General features: G+C 67.9%; 12 protein-coding genes. 7 read left to right on the top strand and 5 right to left on the bottom strand.

What is annotated here, in order from left to right; all coding sequences use genetic code 11:
• The first annotated feature begins 2 nt into the window (after nt 1–2).
• The 4 genes from ACOJB8_RS19745 to ACOJB8_RS19730 are packed head-to-tail and all read left to right on the top strand — an operon-like array spanning nt 3 to nt 4,917.
• Nucleotides 3–2,141 (top strand): FUSC family protein, encoded by a 2,139-nt coding sequence (locus tag ACOJB8_RS19745; RefSeq protein WP_069266067.1) that lies wholly within the window; start codon nt 3–5, stop codon nt 2,139–2,141.
• A 37-nt stretch (nt 2,142–2,178) separates the two neighbouring features.
• Complete coding sequence (locus ACOJB8_RS19740; protein WP_027818583.1) at nt 2,179–2,388, top strand: DUF1656 domain-containing protein; 210 nt, start codon at nt 2,179–2,181, stop codon at nt 2,386–2,388.
• Between the two features lie 7 nt (nt 2,389–2,395).
• A complete protein-coding gene (locus ACOJB8_RS19735; protein WP_342947189.1) occupies nt 2,396–3,376 on the top strand; it encodes an HlyD family secretion protein in 981 nt (326 codons plus the stop codon).
• The gene (locus ACOJB8_RS19730) at nt 3,373–4,917 is read left to right on the top strand and encodes an efflux transporter outer membrane subunit (RefSeq protein ID WP_475013782.1); all 1,545 of its coding nucleotides are present in this window, start codon (nt 3,373–3,375) and stop codon (nt 4,915–4,917) included. The genes ACOJB8_RS19735 and ACOJB8_RS19730 overlap by 4 nt, the downstream gene beginning before the upstream one ends.
• Before the next feature lie 13 nt (nt 4,918–4,930).
• Here ACOJB8_RS19730 and pbpC read toward each other — a convergent pair whose 3' ends face one another.
• The 3 genes from pbpC to ACOJB8_RS19715 form a co-directional block, all read right to left on the bottom strand.
• Nucleotides 4,931–7,150: a penicillin-binding protein 1C gene (pbpC, locus tag ACOJB8_RS19725; protein ID WP_475013848.1), complete on the bottom strand. Its 2,220-nt coding sequence runs from the start codon at nt 7,148–7,150 to the stop codon at nt 4,931–4,933.
• 53 nt (nt 7,151–7,203) lie between these two features.
• Nucleotides 7,204–13,254 (bottom strand): alpha-2-macroglobulin family protein, encoded by a 6,051-nt coding sequence (locus ACOJB8_RS19720; protein ID WP_475013780.1) that lies wholly within the window; start codon nt 13,252–13,254, stop codon nt 7,204–7,206.
• 336 nt (nt 13,255–13,590) lie between these two features.
• Nucleotides 13,591–14,379 carry an SDR family NAD(P)-dependent oxidoreductase gene (locus tag ACOJB8_RS19715; protein ID WP_475013777.1) on the bottom strand — a complete coding sequence of 263 codons (789 nt, stop codon included), beginning with the start codon at nt 14,377–14,379 and terminating at the stop codon, nt 13,591–13,593.
• Between the two features lie 110 nt (nt 14,380–14,489).
• On the opposite strand from ACOJB8_RS19715, the gene ACOJB8_RS19710 reads away from it, so the two are divergent.
• Nucleotides 14,490–15,047: a TetR/AcrR family transcriptional regulator gene (locus tag ACOJB8_RS19710; protein ID WP_475013775.1), complete on the top strand. Its 558-nt coding sequence runs from the start codon at nt 14,490–14,492 to the stop codon at nt 15,045–15,047.
• A gap of 129 nt (nt 15,048–15,176) precedes the next feature.
• Here ACOJB8_RS19710 and ACOJB8_RS19705 read toward each other — a convergent pair whose 3' ends face one another.
• On the bottom strand, nt 15,177–15,512 hold the full coding sequence (locus ACOJB8_RS19705; protein WP_321927677.1) for a DUF4148 domain-containing protein: 336 nt from the start codon (nt 15,510–15,512) through the stop codon (nt 15,177–15,179).
• 250 nt (nt 15,513–15,762) lie between these two features.
• Here ACOJB8_RS19705 and ACOJB8_RS19700 point away from each other — a divergent pair, with 250 nt between their 5' ends.
• Together ACOJB8_RS19700 and ACOJB8_RS19695 are read left to right on the top strand one after the other, a co-directional pair.
• Nucleotides 15,763–17,157: a selenium-binding family protein gene (locus ACOJB8_RS19700; protein WP_342947137.1), complete on the top strand. Its 1,395-nt coding sequence runs from the start codon at nt 15,763–15,765 to the stop codon at nt 17,155–17,157.
• A gap of 14 nt (nt 17,158–17,171) precedes the next feature.
• A complete protein-coding gene (locus ACOJB8_RS19695) occupies nt 17,172–17,813 on the top strand; it encodes a hypothetical protein (protein ID WP_069266075.1) in 642 nt (213 codons plus the stop codon).
• A 9-nt stretch (nt 17,814–17,822) separates the two neighbouring features.
• On the opposite strand, the gene ACOJB8_RS19690 is transcribed toward ACOJB8_RS19695, so the two are convergent.
• Nucleotides 17,823–18,683 carry an oxidoreductase gene (locus tag ACOJB8_RS19690; RefSeq protein ID WP_368727670.1) on the bottom strand — a complete coding sequence of 287 codons (861 nt, stop codon included), beginning with the start codon at nt 18,681–18,683 and terminating at the stop codon, nt 17,823–17,825.
• Between the last annotated feature and the right edge of the window lie 163 nt (nt 18,684–18,846).

Raw genomic sequence — 18,846 nt, 5'->3', positions numbered from 1 at the left:
TCATGACCTACCCCTCCATCCGCGACTGGCTCTTTTCGGTCAAGACCTTCGCCGCGTCGATGCTGGCGCTCTATATCGCGCTCAAGTTTCAGCTGCCGCGCCCCTATTGGGCGATGGCCAGTGTGTACATCGTCTCGAACCCGTTCGTCGGCGCCACGCGCTCGAAGGCGCTGTACCGCGCGCTGGGCACCGCGCTCGGCGCGGCCGCCGCCGTCGCGCTCGTGCCGCCCTTCGTCGAAACGCCGCTGCTCTTCAGCGCGATCGTCGCGACCTGGACGGGAACGCTGCTCTATCTGGCGATCTCCGACCGCACCGCGCGCAGTTACGTGTTCATGCTCGCGGGCTACACGATGCCGCTCATCGCGCTGCCCACCGTGAGCGATCCCACCACGGTGTTCGACGTGGCGATCGCGCGTACGCAGGAAATTACGGTCGGCATCATTTGCGCGAGCGTGGTGGGCAGCAACATCCTGCCTAGCCGCCTCGCGCCCACACTCATCGAGCGCGCCGACGCATGGTTCCGCGACGCCGCCTGGTACGGCCGCGAAACGCTCTCGGGCCATATTGCGGGCAAGGCGCTTTCGGCGTGCCGTCAACGTCTCGCCGCCACGGTCAACCAGCTCGAATTCCTGCTGAGCCAGTTGAGCTACGACCACACGCACCCCGAGATCCTCGAGCGCGCCGAGTCGCTGCGCGGGCGCATGCAGCTTTTTCTGCCGATGATCTCCGCGCTCGCCGACCCGCTCGTCGCGCTGCGCCGCGATCTGCACGTGTGGCCGGAGGGCCTCGACAGCCTGCTCGCCGACGCGGCGCGCTGGTTCGACGAACCGCTGCCCACGCGCGCCGCCGAAATGCACGACGACGCGGGCGACCCGACCGCAGAGAATCTGCGCAAGCGCATCGCGACGCTGCAGCCCGCGCGCGACGCACTCTCGAGCTGGGAAGGCGCGCTGCTCTCGAACGCGCTCTGGCGGCTCGGCCAGGTGATCGACGTGTGGCAGGACTGCCGCGCGCTGCGCGCGCTCATCGCGCACGAAGCGAAAATCGGCTCGTGGCGGCCGCGCTATCGCCATTGGCGCCTTGGCGGCACCGAACGCTTCTACGATCGCGGCCTCATGGTGTTTTCGTGCCTCGTGCCGGTGAGCGCGATTCTCGTGGCCTGCTGGCTATGGGTCAGCTCGGGCTGGCACGACGGCGCGGGCGCGGTAACGCTCGCGGCCGTGGCCTGCTGCTTCTTTGCGGCATCCGACGAGCCCGCGCCGCTGGTGTTCCGCTTCTTCCTCGCTACCGCGGCGAGCGTGGTATTCGCGGGCCTCTATCTGTTCGTCGCGCTGCCCAAGGTGCACGACTTCGCGATGCTCGTGCTGCTGTTCGCGGGCCCGTTCATCCTGATCGGCACGCTCATTCCGCGCCCGGCCTTCAACATGGTGACGATGCTCGTGGCCGTGAACACGGCCACCTTCATCAGCGTGCAGAGTGCTTACGAGTCGGACTTCTTCGTCTTCCTGAACAGCAATATTGCCGGTGTGGCGGGCCTCCTGTTCGCCTACCTGTGGACGCGCGTCACGCGCCCGTTCGGCGCCGAGCTCGCGGCGCGGCGCCTCCTGCGCTCGAGCTGGAGCGATGTCGCGCTCTCGGCATCGCCCACGCCTATCGCGGACCAGCGCAACCTCACGTCACGCATGGTCGATCGCCTCATGCAGCTCATTCCGCGTCTCGCGGCTTCCGACGAGCACCGCCATCCGTCGATCGAGAGCTTCCGCGACCTGCGTATCGCGCTCAATTCGCTCGATTTGCGCCGCTCGCGCCACAAGCTCGACGGCGACGTGCCCGACGCGATCGACCGCGTGCTCGCGGGCGTGAGCGACCACTATGCGCGCTGCGCGCGAGCGAGCGAGCGCCAGGACGCCCCGTCGGCGCTGCTCTCCAGCATCGACGACGCCATGCGCCGCGTGGCGGCCCGCGCGCGCGCGCAACTGCCGCCCGCCACGCTTGCCGACGCCGATGCCCAGCCCGCGCCGCGCGCGCTCGTCTCGCAGCGCTGGCTGCGCGACACGCTGCACGCGCTGGTGGGCCTGCGCATCGCGCTCTATCCGGCCCTTGCGGCACAATCGCCTTCCAACCCGGAGGCCGCGGCATGAGCGCGCGTCCCTCTCATCCTTTTTCGAAACTCGCATCATGATCGGCGAAATCGATATCTTTGGCGTGTTCGTGCCCGCCGTGCTCGTCCTGATGCTGATTGCGTACCTCATCAATGTCGTGATCGGCAAGGTGCTCACGCGCGTCGGCTTTTACCGCCTCGTGTGGCATCGTTCCATTTTCGATCTCGGCATCTATGTCTTCGTGCTGGCTGCCGTCATCATCGTGTCGCATCGCTTCGTGAATTAACGTGAACGTGAAAAAAACCTGGTTCTCCGCAGGACAGATCCTGCTGACGCTCATCGTCGTCGTGGTCGCCGCCCTCGTGCTGTGGCGCATCGTCAACTACTACATGTTCTCGCCGTGGACGCGCGACGGCCGCGTGCGCGCCGACGTGATCCAGGTCGCGCCCGACGTGGGCGGACTCATCACCCGCGTCGACGTCGTCGACAACCAGCAGGTCAAGCAAGGCCAGGTGCTGTTCGTGATCGACCAGGCGCGCTACTCGCTCGCGCTGCGCCTCGCGCAGGCCGCGCTCGAGCAGCGCAAGGCCACGCTCGCCCAGGCGAAGCGCGAATACGCACGCAATATCGGGCTCGGCAATCTCGTGGCGGCGGAAACGCTCGAGGAAAGCCGCACGCGCGTCGATCAGGGCGAGGCCGCGGCCGCCGACGCCCAGGTCCAGGTCGACACCGCCAGGCTCAATCTTCAGCGCACGACGATCGTGAGCCCCGTGGACGGCTATTTGAACGACCGCGCGCCGCGGGCTGGCGAATACGTCACGGCAGGCCGCGCGGTGGTCGCCGTCGTGGACATGCATTCGTTCCGCGTGGATGGCTATTTCGAGGAAACGCGCCTGCACGGCATTCAGATCGGCCAACCCGTGGAGATCACGGTGATGGGCGAGACGCGCCCGCTGCGTGGTCATGTGCAGAGCATCGTCGCGGCGATCGAGGACCGCGACCGCCAGGCGGCGCCGAACCTGCTGCCCAACGTGAATCCGGCGTTCAGCTGGGTGCGTCTCGCGCAGCGTATTCCGGTGCGCGTGGCGCTCGACGAAGTGCCCGCCGATTTCCGCATGATCGCGGGGCGAACGGCAACCGTGGCCGTGCGCACGGAAGCGAACAACGACCGCCAGGCCGCCCACGCGAACAACGCAAGCGGCGCCGTCGCTTCGCAGCCCGCCATGAATGCGAGCGCCCCCGCCGCTTCCCAGGCTGCCGGAGCTTCGCAATGACACGCCGTAGTCTCTGGCGCCGCCGCTTGTCGCCCAACGTCTGGCCCAACCTCGCGCTCGCGCCGCTCGCGCTCGCGCTGGGCGCGTGCATCACGCTCGGTCCCAACTATCACGTGCCGCAGGAAGCCGCGGTCAATGCGCCGCTCGCGCAAGGGCCGATCGACGGCGCGGACCATGCGCCCGTCTCGCAACTGGGCGTGCCCGCCAACTGGTGGCAGCTTTACGACGACCCCACGCTCAACGAACTCGTGCAGGAGGCGCTGAAGTCGAACACCGACCTGCGCGTGGCGGCGGCGAATCTCGCGCGCTCGCGTGCGGCGGTCGACATCGCCAATGCACAGGGCGGCTTCTCGGGCACCGCGCACGCCACCGCCGAGCGCGCGCAGGTGTCGGGCGAGCAGTACCTCCTGTTCGAAAAGGTGCCTGTCGCGACGCTGGGCGACCTCGGCGTCAACATCTCGTACGAGTTCGACCTGTTCGGCAAGCTCCGGCGCGGCGTGGAAGCCGCGCGCGCCGACGACGCAGCCGTGGAAGCCGCGGCCGACCTCGCGCGCATCACCGTGGTCGCCAACGTGGCGCAGGCTTACGTGGAATCGTGCTCGGCCGCCGAGGAACTGGAGATCGCGCAGGAATCGCTCAAGCTGCAGAACGAGCGCGTGGCGCTCACCAAGCGCCTGCGCGACGCGGGCCGCGGCAACCAGCCCGACGTGACGCGCGGGCAGACCCAGGCCAATACGATCGCCGCCGATATCCCGCGCTTCGAGGGACGCCGCCGCGTGGCCCAGTATCAGCTCGCCATGCTGCTCGCGCGCGCCCCCAAGGACCTGCCGCCCGCCGCGCTCGCGTGCAAACGCCTGCCGAGGCTCAAGCAGCCGATTCCCGTCGGCGACGGCGCCGCGCTCCTCAAGCGCCGCCCCGACGTGCGCGAGGCGGAACGCCAGCTCGCGGCATCGACGGCGCGCATCGGTGTGGCGATCGCCGAGATGTACCCCGACGTCACGTTCGGTGCGGGCGTGGGCACAGTCGGCCTGACGAGCGACCTGTTCACCCCTGCGACCAACGCCTGGTCATTCGGACCCCTGATCAGCTGGACCTTCCCGGTCAACGGCCAGCGCGACCGCGTGCGCGCCGCGGAGGCCGCGACGGGCGGCGCGCTCGCGCACTTCGACGGCGTGGTGCTCAACGCGCTGCGCGAAACGCAGTCGAGCCTCGCGACCTACGCCGCCGACGACCAGCGCGCCGATGCACTGCGCACGGCCTATACGTCGGCGCAGCAGTCGGCGGACGAAACGCATCGTCTCTATGCGGCGGGCCGCGAACCATTCCTCTCCGACCTCGACGCCACGCGCACGCTCACCAGTGTGCACGCACAGGTCGCGGCGGCCGAAGGCGAAGTCGCGCTCGACCAGGTGCGGTTGTTCCTCGCGCTCGGCGGCGGCTGGGAGGGCAATCAGCAAACGCTGCAGCAGCAGGGGGCGCAAGGCACGCAACCGGCTTCAGCAGCACCGGCGGCAACCGCCGCGACTGCGCCCGAGAAATAAGCTCGCCTCTCCCTCAGCGCGCCACGCCGCCTTGCGCGGCGTCGGCGCGCATCGACTTCTGCGGCTTCGCAAGCGCGCCGCGTACCTCGAAGCGCACGGTATCGGTCACCTGTCCGCTCGCATCGACGAGTTCGAGCGTGTGTTTGCCCGGCCAGGGCAGCCACGCGAGGCGCGCGGCGCCGCCCAACGCCTTGCCGTCCAGGCGCCAGTTCACGCGCGCGCTCGAGCCGGTGGCACGCTCGAACCAGACACGCTGACGCTGCGCGGGAATGTCGGGATCGAGCGCGAAAATGGTGCCGTCCACGGGGCTGCCGATTTGCGCGGGCCCACGCGCGAGATCGGCGGCACTCGATGCGAGGCCCACGAGCGGCGTAGACGTCCCCGCGATGAACCACTCGTTGCGGGATGGCTCCACGGCATTGGCGAACTGCACGCGCACGCGCTCGACACCCCGCGGCGCGGCAGGCGCGACACTCGGCACGCGCCGATGCAGATAGCCGACGATGGCGGCCCACACCGGCGCCGCGCCCGTGACGCCCGACACGTCCCACATGGGCGAGCCATCCGCGTTGCCGACCCACACGCCCACCGTATAGCGCGACGTGAAGCCCACGGTCCAGTTGTCGCGCATGTCCTTGCTCGTGCCCGTCTTGACCGCGGAAAACATGCCCGTACCCAGCGGACTATCGAAATCGAAGGTACGCGTGCGCGCATTGTTGTCAGCGAGGACATCCGTGACGATGAACGCCGACTCGCGGCTGAATACCCGCTTCGACGCGCTATTCGATGCGGCCTGCGCAGACGCGGGCAAATCGGCGATCGGGCTCACGACGCCGCCATTGGCCAGCGCGCGATACGCGTTCGTGAGGGTGACGAGGCTCACGTCGGCGCTGCCCAGCGCGAGACTGAAGCCGTAGTAGTCGCCCGCCTGCGTGAGCGGCAAGCCGAGCGCCGTGAGCGTCTTCGCGAATCGATGCGGCGTCACCACCACGAGCGTACGCACGGCCGGCACGTTCAGCGACGAGCCGAGCGCGGTGCGCACGCTCACCCAGCCCTTGAAGCCCTTGTCGTAGTTCTGCGGCATGTAGAGGCCGCCGCCTGCCGCGAGATCGAGCGGGGCGTCGTCGAGCAGCGAGGCGGTCGTCACGCGGCGCTCGTCGATGGCCTCGGCGTAGAGAAAAGGCTTGAGCGTCGAGCCCGCCTGGCGCAGCGCGAGCGCTGCGTCGACCTCCCGTGCCTTCGACAGGCCGCCTGACGACCCGACCCACGCGAGCACGTCGCCGGTTGCGTTATCGAGCACGACGACCGCGCCATCCTGCACGTTGCGCGGATGCGCGCGCGCATTGAGTTCGATCAGCGTGCGCGTGAGCGTGTCGCGCGCGTAGCGTTGCAGGTTCGCGTCGAGCGTCGAGCGCACGTGCATGCCGGGCGCGGGATGCACGGCGTTCGCGATCTGGCGCGCGAAGTGTGGCGCAAGCTGGGGCGAGTTTTCGCCGCGCCCGTCGAACGAGGGATCGTCGGTGGCGATGGCCGGGCGCGCGAAGGCGATCTGCACGAAAGCATCGAGATTCGGGCAACCGCTCTCGACGATCGCTGCGCGCATGTCGCGCAAGATGCGGCACGCTCGCGTGGCGACCCTCGTATAAGGCGCATTGGGCGCGCGGATCAGCGCGGCGGCGACGGCCGATTCGCGTTCGTCGAGCCCCGACGGCGCCTTGCCGAACAGCGTTTGCGAAAGCGCGGCAAGCCCCACGGTCTCGCCGCGAAACGGCACGAGGTTCAAATACGCCTCGAGAATCTGGTCCTTGCGCCAGGTGCGTTCGAGCCGCAGCGCGTCCACGGCTTGCACGGCCTTTTGCGCGAGCGAGCGCTGGCCCGAGTGCTTCGGGTCGTCGTCGAGCAGTCCGGTGAGCTGCATCGTGACCGTAGATGCCCCACGCGTGCGGGTACTCCACAGGTTCGCCCAGGCGGCGGCAGTCGCGCCGCGCCAGTCCACGCCGCTGTGTTCATAGAATCGTTTGTCCTCCGAAACGACAATCGCCTCGCGCAGCGCCGGCGACACGTCGGCGAGCGCGACCCAGTCGCCGCGCCTCGCGGCGTGTTCCACCCGCGTGCGCTGCAACGGCGTGCCGTCGCGGGCCAGCAGAACCCAGTCGGAGCTTTTCCACTGGCCGCGCACATCATCGAAAGTCGGCAGTGCAAGCGCGGGCAGCGGCACGAGCACGAAGCACAGCGCGGCGGCGCCGAGTGCGCACGCCGCGCGATGCCGTAGCGCGAATGGCCCGCTCACGGCGCCGCCTTCACGACCACCGGCGCATTTGGCGCGACGCCGAACGTGGCCGGCGCGTAGAGCGCCTCCACGCGCGTGGGCGGCAACCCGAAGGTGCCGACGTTGTTCAGCCGCACCGTGTACTCCACCGACACCTTGCCCTTGGGCAGAAACTCGTAGTACGCACGATAACCGTCGAAGCCGCGCTCGATGAACGCGGGCCACGGACCGTTCTCGTCCTGCTTCTCGCCCTGCGTCGCCACGGCCGAATCGCGCCCGAGCCCCGAGCCGAGGATCGTCGCGCCCGCGGGGATAGGGTCGTTCACGACGACCCACGTCATGTCGGTTTGTGCGTCGATGTCGAGGCGCACGCGTACGACGTCGCCGCGCGTGTGCACGCCCTTCACCGTGGCGTCCACCGGCGTGATGGTCTTCGTGATGCGATAGCCTGCCGCGAACGGCGCACGCAACGCGACCGCCGCGAGGCTTTCCACCGTGGCCCATGGCTTGCCGCTTCCTTCATGCGTCAACGTGAGAGGCACGGCCGCGTTCTGCTTTGGCCATGCGAGCAGCGTGCTGCGCGCGGGCGCGTTGCGCGTCGCCGCCGTGGCCCCGCTGGCGCCCGATGCCGCTTGCGCCGCCGATTGAGCCGCCGATTGAGCCGCCGCGTTCCAGTCGACGATGCGCGACGTATCGCCGAGCTGGATCTTCGTCGCGCCCGTCACCGGGTCGTGCTCGAACACGCGCGAGAAGCGCTCGACCGCGAGCGAGCCATAGGCATTCGCCGTCGTCGTGCTCCATGCGCCGTTGCGTTGCAGCGCGAGCAGGCCCGCCACGAGCCGCGGCATTTCCTCCTTCCACGCGGGGTTGTCGACAAAGGCCAGCGCGAGGCGCGCCGCGTTGACCTCCGTGCCCGTCATCAGCCACCACAAATCGTCTTCGGCGGCCGTGGAGAAGGTCAGCTGCGTGCCTTGCCACGTGAGCCGCGCGCGCAGGATCTGCTCGAGCTGCACCAGTTTCTCCGCGCGGTCCGGCACGTCGCGCATGCGCGCGAGACTTTCCGCATAGTCGATCACCGCCGAAGTGGGCCACTGGTTCGGCGCAATCTCGATCGAGCCGAACTGGCGCGCGTTCGCCGCGCCGTAGCGCGACAGCGCATCGATGGCGGCGAGCTTGCGCAGATCCAGATCGCGGCGCGGCGCCCACGAATTGCGCTCGATGCGGCCTTCCACGAAGCGCGTGAGGCCCTCCACCATCCTGCCGCGCAAGGCATCGGGAAGCGCGAAGCGCGGGTCGAGCTTCGACGCCTCGTCGCTTATCGTGAGCAGATACGCGGTGAGCGCGGTGCTGCCGCGGCTCGCGCTGTCGTCGGCGGGCGGGAAGTAGTTCGCGAGGCCGTCACGGTCCAGATACACCGGCAGGCGCACAAGCTCCGCCTGCCAGCGCGCGGGGTCGCGCAAGCCGATCGCTATCGACGTCTGCTGCTCGAGGCAGGAATACGGATAGCGCGTGAACCAGCGGCGCACGCCGGGCAGGCCGTCCGCGAGCTTCGGCTGCAGCGACACCGCAATGCCGCCACGCACCGCGCCTGCACGTGTCATGCTCGCGTTAGCCGGCGGCGCAACCGGAATCGACAGCGTACCGTCCACCTGCGCGAGCGTGGCCTGCTGCACCGTCACGGGTATCGCCGCGCTCACCTGCTGGGCGAGCTTCACCGCATCCGCCGCATGCGCGCCGCCCTGCTCCGCCGCACTCACGTTCCACACGAGCGCGGGCCGCTCCGCCTCGGCGAGATCGTCGGGAACCGCAACCGTCCACGCAATCTCACGCGACGAATTGGGCGCGAGCTCCACGGTCTGCGCGGCCAGCGCGAGCGGCGGTACGTTCGGCGCGACCAGCACTTTCATCGCGCGCGCGGTCGTATTGCGCAGCGTGAACTGCGCGCGGAAGGTGTCGCCCTCGCGCACCTGTGGCGGCAGGCCCGAGATCAGCTGCAGGTCCTGCGTGCTCTCGATGGTCGCGCTGCCCGTGCCGAAACGCGCCACCCCGCTCGCCGCAATCGCGACGATGCGAAAACGCGTGATCGAGTCGTTCAGCGGCACACTCACTTGCGCCTCGCCCTTCGCATCGAGCGTAACGCGCGGGTTCCAGTAGAGCAGCGTGTCGAAGAGTTCGCGCGTCGCGCCATGCCCGCCGCCGCCGCCCGCCGGCACCGCCTTGCGCCCGAAGTGCCGCCGCCCGACGATCTCCATTTGCGCCGTCGCCGTCTCCACGCCGTAGGCGCGTTGCTGCAGCATGGCGTCGAGCAGATCCCAGCTGCGGTTGGGCATGAGTTCGAGCAGCGCTTCGTCCACGGCTGCCACGGCGATCTGCGTGCCCGCCGGCACCGGCTGGCCGCCCGGAAGCTGCACGCGCAACTGGACGTGGGACGTCGCGCGTACCGCGTAGCGTTTCGCGTCGGGCGTCACGCTCACCGCGAGGCGGTGCGCCGCGTCGCCCACGCGGATCTGCGCGAGCCCGTAGCGGAAAGCCGGCTTCGAAAGATCGACGAGCGGCGTGGGCGCCTCGTACTGGCGCCCTTCGTACCAGAACGCACGGGCCCATTCGAGCGGCGCTTTCCACCCCCAGGTGAAGAACGAATACCACGGCACTTCGTGAATACGCCCGCGCAGCGCGAGCACCGAAACGTAGACGTTGGGCCCCCACGTGTCGCTCACCTTCAGTTCGACGGTCGGATCGCGCCCGTCGAGTTGCACCACGTGCGTTTCGATGATGCCCTCGCGTTCCACGGCCACGAGCGCCGTCGCAAAGCGGAATGGCATGCGCACCTGGAAGCGCGCGGTCTCGCCGGGCTCGTAGCTCGTCTTTTCGGGCAACACGTCGATGCGGTCCGTGTTCTCGCTGCCGAACCAGAGCTCGTCCTCGCGCGTGACCCATACCGAGGTCGTGGCCGTCGAGGCATGGCCGTCGCCGTCGCGCGCCGTGGCTACGAGCTGGATATTGCCCGCTTCCTTGAGCTTCGCGTCGCAGGTGAGCAAGCCGTGATCGTCGCTCGTGCCGCTGCACAGCGTGCCGAGATCGCGTGTTTCCGTGTGGTTGTCGTAGGCGTAGAAGCCGCCCACCATGCGCTTGCGCGAAGTCGTCGTGATCTTCGCCACACCGCGCACCTCGAGCTTCACGCCCGCGTGCGGCTTGCCCTGCAGATCGAGCGCGAGTGCGGTGACCGGCACGGTCCTGCCCACGGAGACCCAATGCCCCGACTTGATGCCCGCCACCACGGCAGCGGGCCAGAGCGTGGCCGCGCCGCTGATGGTCTGCACTTCGCCGTTCGGGTCCGCGAAGGTCGCTTCGAGCGCGAGGCGCTTGGGCGCGTCCACGGCCGGCAGGTTCTTCAGCACGAGCGTGCCCGCACCGTTGCGGTCGAGCGTGAGCGGCTCCTTGTCGGCCACGAGCTTCGCGACCTCGTTGTCCTCGCGCGGGCCGCTGTCCTCGTCTTCCGACGCGTTATCGGCCGGGCTCCGGCTCACATACGGTGCGAAACTGAAATCGCTGTACGTGCTGGCGAACGACGGCGTGGTGTCCTTCACGAGCGCCGAAACCTGCACAGGCAGATTCGAAGCCGCGCCGCCCGACACATAATCGATCTGCACCGCCACGCTCGCCTGCGTAGCGGCGACGAGCGGCGACGTCTTCTCGTTCTGCACGGCGATCGTGCCCTTGAGCACCGGCAAGCGGAAGGCTTCCACGCGGAAGCTGCCGCTGTCGTAGCTCATATGCATGGCGTCCGCGCTGTTGTCGGCTTCGTCGTTGCCGTCGCCTGCCGTGCTCGCGTTCGCGTCCCCGTCGTCGAGCGAGACGTCATATTCGCCGAGCTTCGCTTCGGGCGGCAACACGAAGGTCGAGTCCGCCGTATGGTCGGCGGCCCACTTCAGTGGCAGATGCCATGTCTGCCCGCTGCCGGCATGACGTATCGTCACGCGTGTGGGGTACTGCTGCGGGAGCGCGAAACCATGCATCGTCTGCGCGCGGATGTAGTGTTTCATCGACACCGTCTCTCCCGCGCGCAGCAGCGTGCGGTCAAACACGGTATGCGCGCGCACCGTGGGCTGCACGCTCGTGTCGGTCGGCACGTTGAAGCGCCACGACTCGATGCCGCGATTCCAGTCCGATTGCACGAAGGCCATGTCGGGGCCCGTTTTCGGGTCGTCGATGCGCGCCGAAACGAACAGTCCGCTAAAGCTGTTTTCGCCGCAGTCGCGACGATTCGAGAGCGGTCCGTCTATCGTCAGGAGTCCATGGGAATCCGTCTTTCCCGTGGCGAGCATCTCGCCGTTGCAATCCGATACGTGTACCTCGGCGCCGGCTACCGGTTCGCCCTTGTCGAGCGACGTGACCCACACCACGCTATTCTCGCGGCCTTGCTTGAAGTGCACACCCAGGTTGGTGACGAGCACGGTCGTGCGCACGTACATGGGCGCCGGCTTGCCGAGCAAGGAGGCGCCGAGCGAAGGCGAAGCGAGTTCGATCACGTAGAAGCCCGGCTTCGGCACGGGAATGCCCACCACTTCGAACGGCCGCAACGCCTTGGGATCGGCTTTGGGCAGCGTGAGCGTCTCTACGCCTGGCTGGCCATCGAGCAGTGAGAGCGAGCGCACGTCGATGATGCGCTCCTTCGCGTCGTCGTCACCCTCGCCCGTCGTGCGCGGAATCACCACGGGCGACTTCGCGCGCGCGAGCAGCCCCGGCATCTGCTTGTCGATCGACGTCTCGCTCATGCCGAAATTGTCGAACTGGTCGACGAGGCGCATCCAGCGGCGCATGTCGGTATCGGACTGCACCGCGAGCTTCGCGAACTTCGCCTCGCCCGCGTTGAGCCCCTGCACGTGCAGGTCGGCTTCTACGTTGCGCAGCGTGACCGGCACGAGCGGCGGCGTGCCGGGCTCCGCGTAGCGCTCGATGATGCCGAAGGTCGAGGACGGGAATTTCGCGAGCGGCGGCATTGGCGCGGTCGCCGTATGCAGCGGGAAAAGATCGGCGTTCGCGAGCGCACGGCCGCTTACGTCCTTGAGCCCGGCGGGTGCGGTGATCGTAAGCGTCGCGCGCTCGGGCAAAGGCGCGGAGAACGAGATCGAGCCGACCTCGTTGTTCTTGTCATCGGGGCGGAAAGCCGGCGCGACTTCCCCCTTCGGGCCTTGCAGACGGAACTTCTGCGCGTCGGCGCGCGCAATCGGCGCGCTCAGGTCGATGCGCAGAGGCCGCAGCGGCGTGCATGGCGCCTTCGCATTCTCGCGCTCGCAACTCATGCTCGCGGTGAACGGCTCGCGCACCGTGAAATCGAAGCGGCGCTCGACGTCGTTGGGCGTGCCGTTCGGTCCGAGCACGCCCTTGCCGTACACGAGCTGCATCTTCGCGCTGGAGGGCAGCGTTTGCTGGCACGTGAGCGTGAGCACGCTCGCGCTGTCCTTTTCGAGCCGGAAATGCTTGAGCAGCGCCGCGCGCGTGGACGCATCGACAGGCTGCACCGGAATGCGGTTGCCGAGTCCGCCCGACTCGCACCACACGTGTTCGCGCACGGAAGCCGGCGTGGCGGGGCCATTGAGCTTCAGCACGAAAGCCTGGTTTTCCTCTATTTCGCCGCCATAGGGACGCAAGCTCAGCGGGAAGGGGCCGCCCGTGGAGAACGTGAAGCGGCGCACGCCCGTCACGACGTTGCCCGCCTGCGATTTGAGCGCGTCGACTAGCGTCACGCTGCATTGCACATCGGGCGGCAGGTCGGCCGCGAAATCATAAGCCCACGTTTTCCCGTCGATCCACCGACCCTGGCCCGCGCTGGCCGCCGCATTGCTGCATTGCAGGCGCGCGGGGTCCTTTGCATCGGGCGCGCCGAACGCCACCATGGCCTCATCGAACTTCACCACCACCTGGCGCACCTGCGCCACGGTGCCCTGCGGCGATACGCTCACCGCGCGCGCCGCGTAGGCGCGCCACGCCCACGCCATGCATAAGCCCAGCACCAGGGCAAGCGCCAACGTCCACCACCCGCCAGTTGTTCGTGTTATTCGTTGCATCGACCGGTCCTCGTTTGCGCGCGCGCCGCGTGGCCATTGCCGGGCGGCGTGCGGTGAATGGTACAGGGCGCCGCGCGCCCGCGCGCCGGGAATGGCCGGCCACGCGCTCACGCGGGAGCCTCGCGCGCAGCATTGCGCGAATCGGGCACTCGCGATATCGGAAACCGCTGATTTTGCGAACGGGTTAAGGCGAAGCGAGGACTGCTGGGAAGAGGCTGGCCGGGCTTGCGGACGCGAGCCGGTGAGAGTGGGAGCGAAGGTGCGCTGTGACGGCGGCCGCGCCTCGCGGCTCGCCATGCAACGCGGGCGGTCGCTGGCCGCCCGCAATACATCGGACTACATGGCTTCGCGATACCGCGCCGCCGGCTGCGACTGCCCGAAGTTCGCGAACATTGCGGATCGCGCCGCTTCGTAGTCGTCCCACTGCTGCGCGTCGGGCAGAGGCGGGATCGTCACCGTCTCGCGCCGGTCGAAGCCCACGAGCGCCGCGTCGACGAGGTCGTCCACTTCCATCACGGCCGGCAGCGCATTCACGTCCTTGCCCGAGCGCTCCCAGATTTCGGTGCGCGTGGCGCCCGGCACGACGGCTTGCACGTACACGCCCTTGCCGCCGAGTTCCAGATTCAACGACTGCGAGAAATACAGCACGAACGCCTTCGTTGCGCCGTACACGCTCGAGCGAAACTCGGGTGCGAGGCCAATGACGGAGCCGACATTCACGATCGCCCCCTTGCCTTCGCGCGCGAAACGCGGCGCGACTGCCGCGGCGAGGCGCGCAACCGCCGTGACGTTCAGACCAATGAGGCCGGCCACGGCGTCCGGGCCCTGCTCGACGAACGTGCCCGGCAGGCTCGCACCCGCGTTATTGATGAGCACACCGATGCGTGCGTCATCGGCAAGGCGCGTCTCCAACAGCGCAAGATCCGAGTGCGAGGCCAGATCGGCGCGAACGACATCCACGTTCACACCATCGCGCTCGCGCAGGCGCGCAGCGAGGTCTTCCATGCGGGCGCGATCGCGCGCCACCAGCACGAGGTCATGACCGCGCTTTGCGAAACGGTCGGCGTAGACGGCGCCGATACCCGTGGACGCGCCAGTGATCAAGACAGCAGGTTTAGCAGACATCGAAACTTCTCCTTGGGAATTCTGTTTTCATGATGAGCGTCATGTAAACAGAATCATGATGACCATCATATATAATGTCAAGCGTCGAATGATGGAGAGCGGAGAGAACAATGAGGGTCAGTCGCGAACAGGTAGAAATGAATCGCCAGCAGATCCTGCAAGCCGCCGGCCGCCTTTTTCGCGAGCACGGCTACGATGCGGTCACCGTCGCGGACGTGATGAGCGCCGCCGGTCTGACGCACGGCGGCTTCTATGGCTATTTCAAATCGAAGGACGAGTTGATCGCGCAAACGCTCGCCCACGTCTTTGCCCAGGGCGAAGGCGGCGATTCCGATCTGGTGCGCTATGCGGCGCGCTACCTCAGTGCCGAACATCGCGACAACGTGGCGGACGGCTGCCCGACCGCGGCGCTCGCAGCCGAGACCGCGCGGCAAACGCCGGAAGCGCGCGCCGTCATGGCGGCCGGTCTGGAGCGTCAAATCGAGCGCCTGAGCGGGGGCATGAACGGCGCCGGCGGCGCAGCGGCGCGCCAGGCGGCGATCGGCGGCTGGGCCGCGATGGTGGGCGCAGTCGTGCTTGCGCGGCTGTGCGACGAGCCCGTGCTATCGAATGAGATCCTCGAGTCGACACGCAAGTGGATTGGCGAGCGTGGGGCGCCGCACGACTAAAACGAAAAGCGGCCGATATGTGCGCCGTGTAAGCAGGCAGCAAATGAATCAGCCCGCGACGGCGCTTTCGTGCCGTCGCGGGCTGAATATCTTCATGCGGTATGAATCGGCTTCCTGCCGCCGTAAAACTCAGTGCGCGTTATATACCGGCGGCGAATAGCTGCTAACCGCGCCGTCGGTACGTGCACCGCTTTCCGACGAGCCGCTGGTGGCCGGGCCATAGCCGGTTGCCTGCGCAACGGCCCCACCGTTTTGTGCGTTCACTCGCGCCTGGGCTTGTTGCAGATCCGCGGGGTAATACAGGTCGTTCACCGAGGGACGATAACCCGCGGCTTCGAGCTGCTTCAGCTCACTACGCACCTGCGCACGCGTCACAGGACCATTGGTGCCTTGCGACTGTGCAAATGAAATGGCCGGCACTGCAAGCACCGCAGCGATCGCAACGGCCTTGATGAGCGTTCTCATGACTAACCTCCAGTAACTTGAAATCGGCGCAGCGGCTTGTCTGCATCCGTTGAGTACAAGTCTAGGAACGTTGGCGTCGCGAATAAATGCTGCAAAAGCGAATTTACTATTCCCGCAGCGCACCTAATCGGTTTTCACTGCTCCAATGCATAAGCTTCTATCCGGATGGAATATGGAACACGTATGCAACGCACTGTGCCACTCTGATGCATGATAGGGGCTCTTCCGAATCTTCGATGAGGGGGCAGCAATGGCGACGTGGCAACCGGACCCGACCTTCTACCCGTCTGCGCGCATGGCAGGCGAAGCCCCAGCGGAGACACTGGCATACGTCGCCAGCTTCGACCCCACGCGCAGCGTGCCCGATTCGCTCGACGTGGTCGATCTGGACCCCCGCTCGCCGGATTTCGGGCGCATCGTGCATCGGCTGGCAATGCCCAACGTCGGCGACGAGCTCCACCATTTCGGCTGGAATGCCTGCAGTTCGTGCCTGTGCCCCAACGCCCCCCACGCGCATACCGAGCGCCGCTATCTCATCGTGCCCGGTCTGCGCTCGTCGCGCATTCATATTGTCGACACCAAGCCTGACGCGCGCCGCCCGCATATCGCGCGCGTGCACGAGCCCGAGAGCGTCGCGCAGCGCGCGGGCTACACGCGCCCGCACACCGTGCATTGCGGGCCGGATGGCATTTATGTGACGTCGCTTGCGAACGCGCAAGGCGAGGCGCCCGGCGGCGTCTTCCTGATGGACCACGAGAGCTTCGATATTCTCGGCCAGTGGGAGATCGACCGCGGCCCGCAACAGCTCGCCTACGACGGCTGGTGGCACCTCGGCTACGACACGCTCGTGACGAGCGAGTGGGGACTGCCCGCGACTTTCGAAAACGGCCTCGTGCCCGAGGTCCTGCTCGGCGGCCAGTATGGCCATCGCCTGCACTTCTGGGATCTGCATACGCGCCAGCACAAGCAGGTGCTCGACTTCGGCGCGGAAAACCAGCTCGTGTTCGAGCTGCGCCCCGCGCACAATCCCACGCGCCCCTACGGTTTCGTGAACTCCGTGATCAGCCTGAAGGACCTCTCGGCCTCGATCTGGCAGTGGTATCTCGACGGCGACCAGTGGGCCGCACGCAAGATCATCGAAATTCCGGCCGAGCCGGCCGATCCCGAGCATCTGCCGCCCATGCTCAAGGGATTTGCCGCGGTGCCGCCGCTCGTCACCGATATCGCGCTCTCGCTCGACGACCGCTTCCTCTACGCGGCGTGCTGGGGAACGGGCGATTTGCGCCAATACGATGTGTCGGACCCTGAGAATGCGCGCCTGACGGGTTGCGTGCGCATCGGCGGCATCGCCGCGCGCGCGGCGCATCCGTTTGCGCCCGAGCGCGCGCTGAACGGCGGCCCGCAAATGGTCGAAGTGAGCCGCGACGGCCGGCGCGTCTATTTCAGCAACTCGCTTTATGGCGCGATCGACGCGCAGTTCTATCCCGAAGGCATCGACGGCTGGATGGTGAAGCTGGACGCCGCACCCGAAGGCGGCCTCGAATTCGACGAGCGCTTCTTCGTCGAATGGCCGAAGTCGCACCGGCCGCACCAGATCCGGCTCGAAGGCGGCGACTGCTCATCCGATTCGTACTGCTACCCATAAGCGCGGAGCACGATATGGAGGAGGTCTTCGGCGCGCACTGGGGCGCCTGGGCAGCCGTGGTGGGCAGCGGCGTCTTTCACGGCGTGAATCCGGCGATGGGCTGGCTCTTCGCGACCGCGCTCGGGCTTCAGCGCGGGAGCCGCACGGCGCTGCTGCTCGCCTTGCCGCCCATCGCGCTCGGTCACGCCGCGTCCATTCTGCTGTTCACGAGTTCCACCGCGGCGCTCGGCGCGCATCTGCCCGGCGCGGCGCTGCACGCGTGCCTGGGCGCGCTGCTGATCGCGTGGGCCGCGTGGCAGTACGCGTACGGGCACCGGCACCGCGTGCGCGTGGGGATGACCGTGGGCTTTGCCGGGCTTGCGGCGTGGTCTGCGTTGATGGCCACGTTGCACGGCGCGGGGCTCATGCTGATGCCCGCCATGCTGCCGCTGTGCGGTGGAGCGGCCGGCGCAGCGGGCCTTGCGAACCCGCTTGCGCTGTCGTTCGCGTTCACCGCGCTGCATACCGCCACGACGCTCGCCACCACGGCCGTCATCGCGCTGCTCGCCTACGAGTATCTCGGTCTCGGCGTGCTGCGGCGAGGCTGGATCAACTTCGACTGGCTCTGGCGCGGCGCGCTCGTGGCAACGGGCACATTGCTGATCGCAACGGCGTGAGCCGCCGGCTCAACTCCCCGCCGGATAGTCCGTGCCGAGGCTCACCTCGCGCCATGCCTCGATATCGGCCAGCGCCGCGCGCAAGCGATTCGCCACTGCATCCACGCCGAATGCGCCCAGCACGAGATGCCGCGGCGGCTTTTCGGTTTCGGTGATGCGGATCATCGCCTGCGCCGCGCGCACGGGATCGCCCGGCTGATGCCCGCTGCCTTGCGCCGTGCGCTGCATACGCGCGCCCGCCGTTTCGGCGTAGTCGTCGATACGGCTCGCCGTTTGCACGAGCGAGCGGCCTGCCCAGTCCGTGCGAAACGGCCCCGGCTCCACGCAGGTCACCTTGATGCCGAGCGGGGCAACTTCGGACAGCAGCGAATCGGAGAATCCCTCCACGGCGTGCTTCGAGGCAGCATAGTAGCCAGAACCCGGAAAGCCCGCGAGCCCCGCCACCGACGTAATGTTGATGACGTGGCCCTTGCGGCGCGCACGCATGCCAGGCAGCGCCGCGCGCGTGAGCGCGAACAGGCCGAATGCGTTGGCATCGAACTGTGCGCGGATCTCTCGTTCCTCGCCCTCCTCGATCGAACTCTGATAGCCGTAGCCCGCGTTGTTGACGAGCACGTCGATCGCGCCGAACTGCTGTTGCGCGGCCGCGACGGCGGCGTCGATTTGCGCGGCGTCGGTCACATCGAGCGAGACGGGCAGCAGGCGATCGCCGGCCTCGGGCGCGAGATCGTCGAGCGACGCCTTGTTGCGCGCGGTCGCCACGCAACGCCAGCCGCGCGCGAGCACGGCGCGGGCGAGCTCGCGGCCAAAGCCGGTCGAACAGCCGGTCACGAACCAGACCGGCGACGCATTCGGGGAATCAACGGACATGGGAAGGCCTCGGAAGAAGGGGCAGACAGGGCTGCCGAAGACAGGGGGAAGCGGAAGATGGCGCCGCACGAAGCAGGTCGCTTTCGAACGCATGCGCAGCCTCTGATGATACCGGTCACGCACGAACTCTGCTGGCGCGCCCGTGGGTCCGTGGGCCCGCGCC

It is taken from the genome of Paraburkholderia sp. BR10141 (assembly GCF_056155635.1).
The sequence above is the reverse complement of the archived record's forward strand: the minus strand, read 5'-3'. Positions and strand labels throughout refer to the sequence as shown.

What these genes read in the sequence shown, in the direction of transcription:
- ACOJB8_RS19745 (WP_069266067.1), top strand. Translation starts at nt 3, where the DNA reads ATGACCTACCCCTCCATCCGCGACTGGCTCTTTTCGGTCAAGACCTTC.
- ACOJB8_RS19730 (WP_475013782.1), top strand. Translation starts at nt 3,373, where the DNA reads ATGACACGCCGTAGTCTCTGGCGCCGCCGCTTGTCGCCCAACGTCTGG.
- ACOJB8_RS19700 (WP_342947137.1), top strand. Translation starts at nt 15,763, where the DNA reads ATGGCGACGTGGCAACCGGACCCGACCTTCTACCCGTCTGCGCGCATG.
- ACOJB8_RS19695 (WP_069266075.1), top strand. Translation starts at nt 17,172, where the DNA reads ATGGAGGAGGTCTTCGGCGCGCACTGGGGCGCCTGGGCAGCCGTGGTG.
- ACOJB8_RS19720 (WP_475013780.1), bottom strand. Translation starts at nt 13,254, where the DNA reads ATGCAACGAATAACACGAACAACTGGCGGGTGGTGGACGTTGGCGCTT.
- ACOJB8_RS19710 (WP_475013775.1), top strand. Translation starts at nt 14,490, where the DNA reads ATGAGGGTCAGTCGCGAACAGGTAGAAATGAATCGCCAGCAGATCCTG.
- ACOJB8_RS19715 (WP_475013777.1), bottom strand. Translation starts at nt 14,379, where the DNA reads ATGTCTGCTAAACCTGCTGTCTTGATCACTGGCGCGTCCACGGGTATC.
- ACOJB8_RS19690 (WP_368727670.1), bottom strand. Translation starts at nt 18,683, where the DNA reads ATGTCCGTTGATTCCCCGAATGCGTCGCCGGTCTGGTTCGTGACCGGC.
- ACOJB8_RS19705 (WP_321927677.1), bottom strand. Translation starts at nt 15,512, where the DNA reads ATGAGAACGCTCATCAAGGCCGTTGCGATCGCTGCGGTGCTTGCAGTG.
- ACOJB8_RS19740 (WP_027818583.1), top strand. Translation starts at nt 2,179, where the DNA reads ATGATCGGCGAAATCGATATCTTTGGCGTGTTCGTGCCCGCCGTGCTC.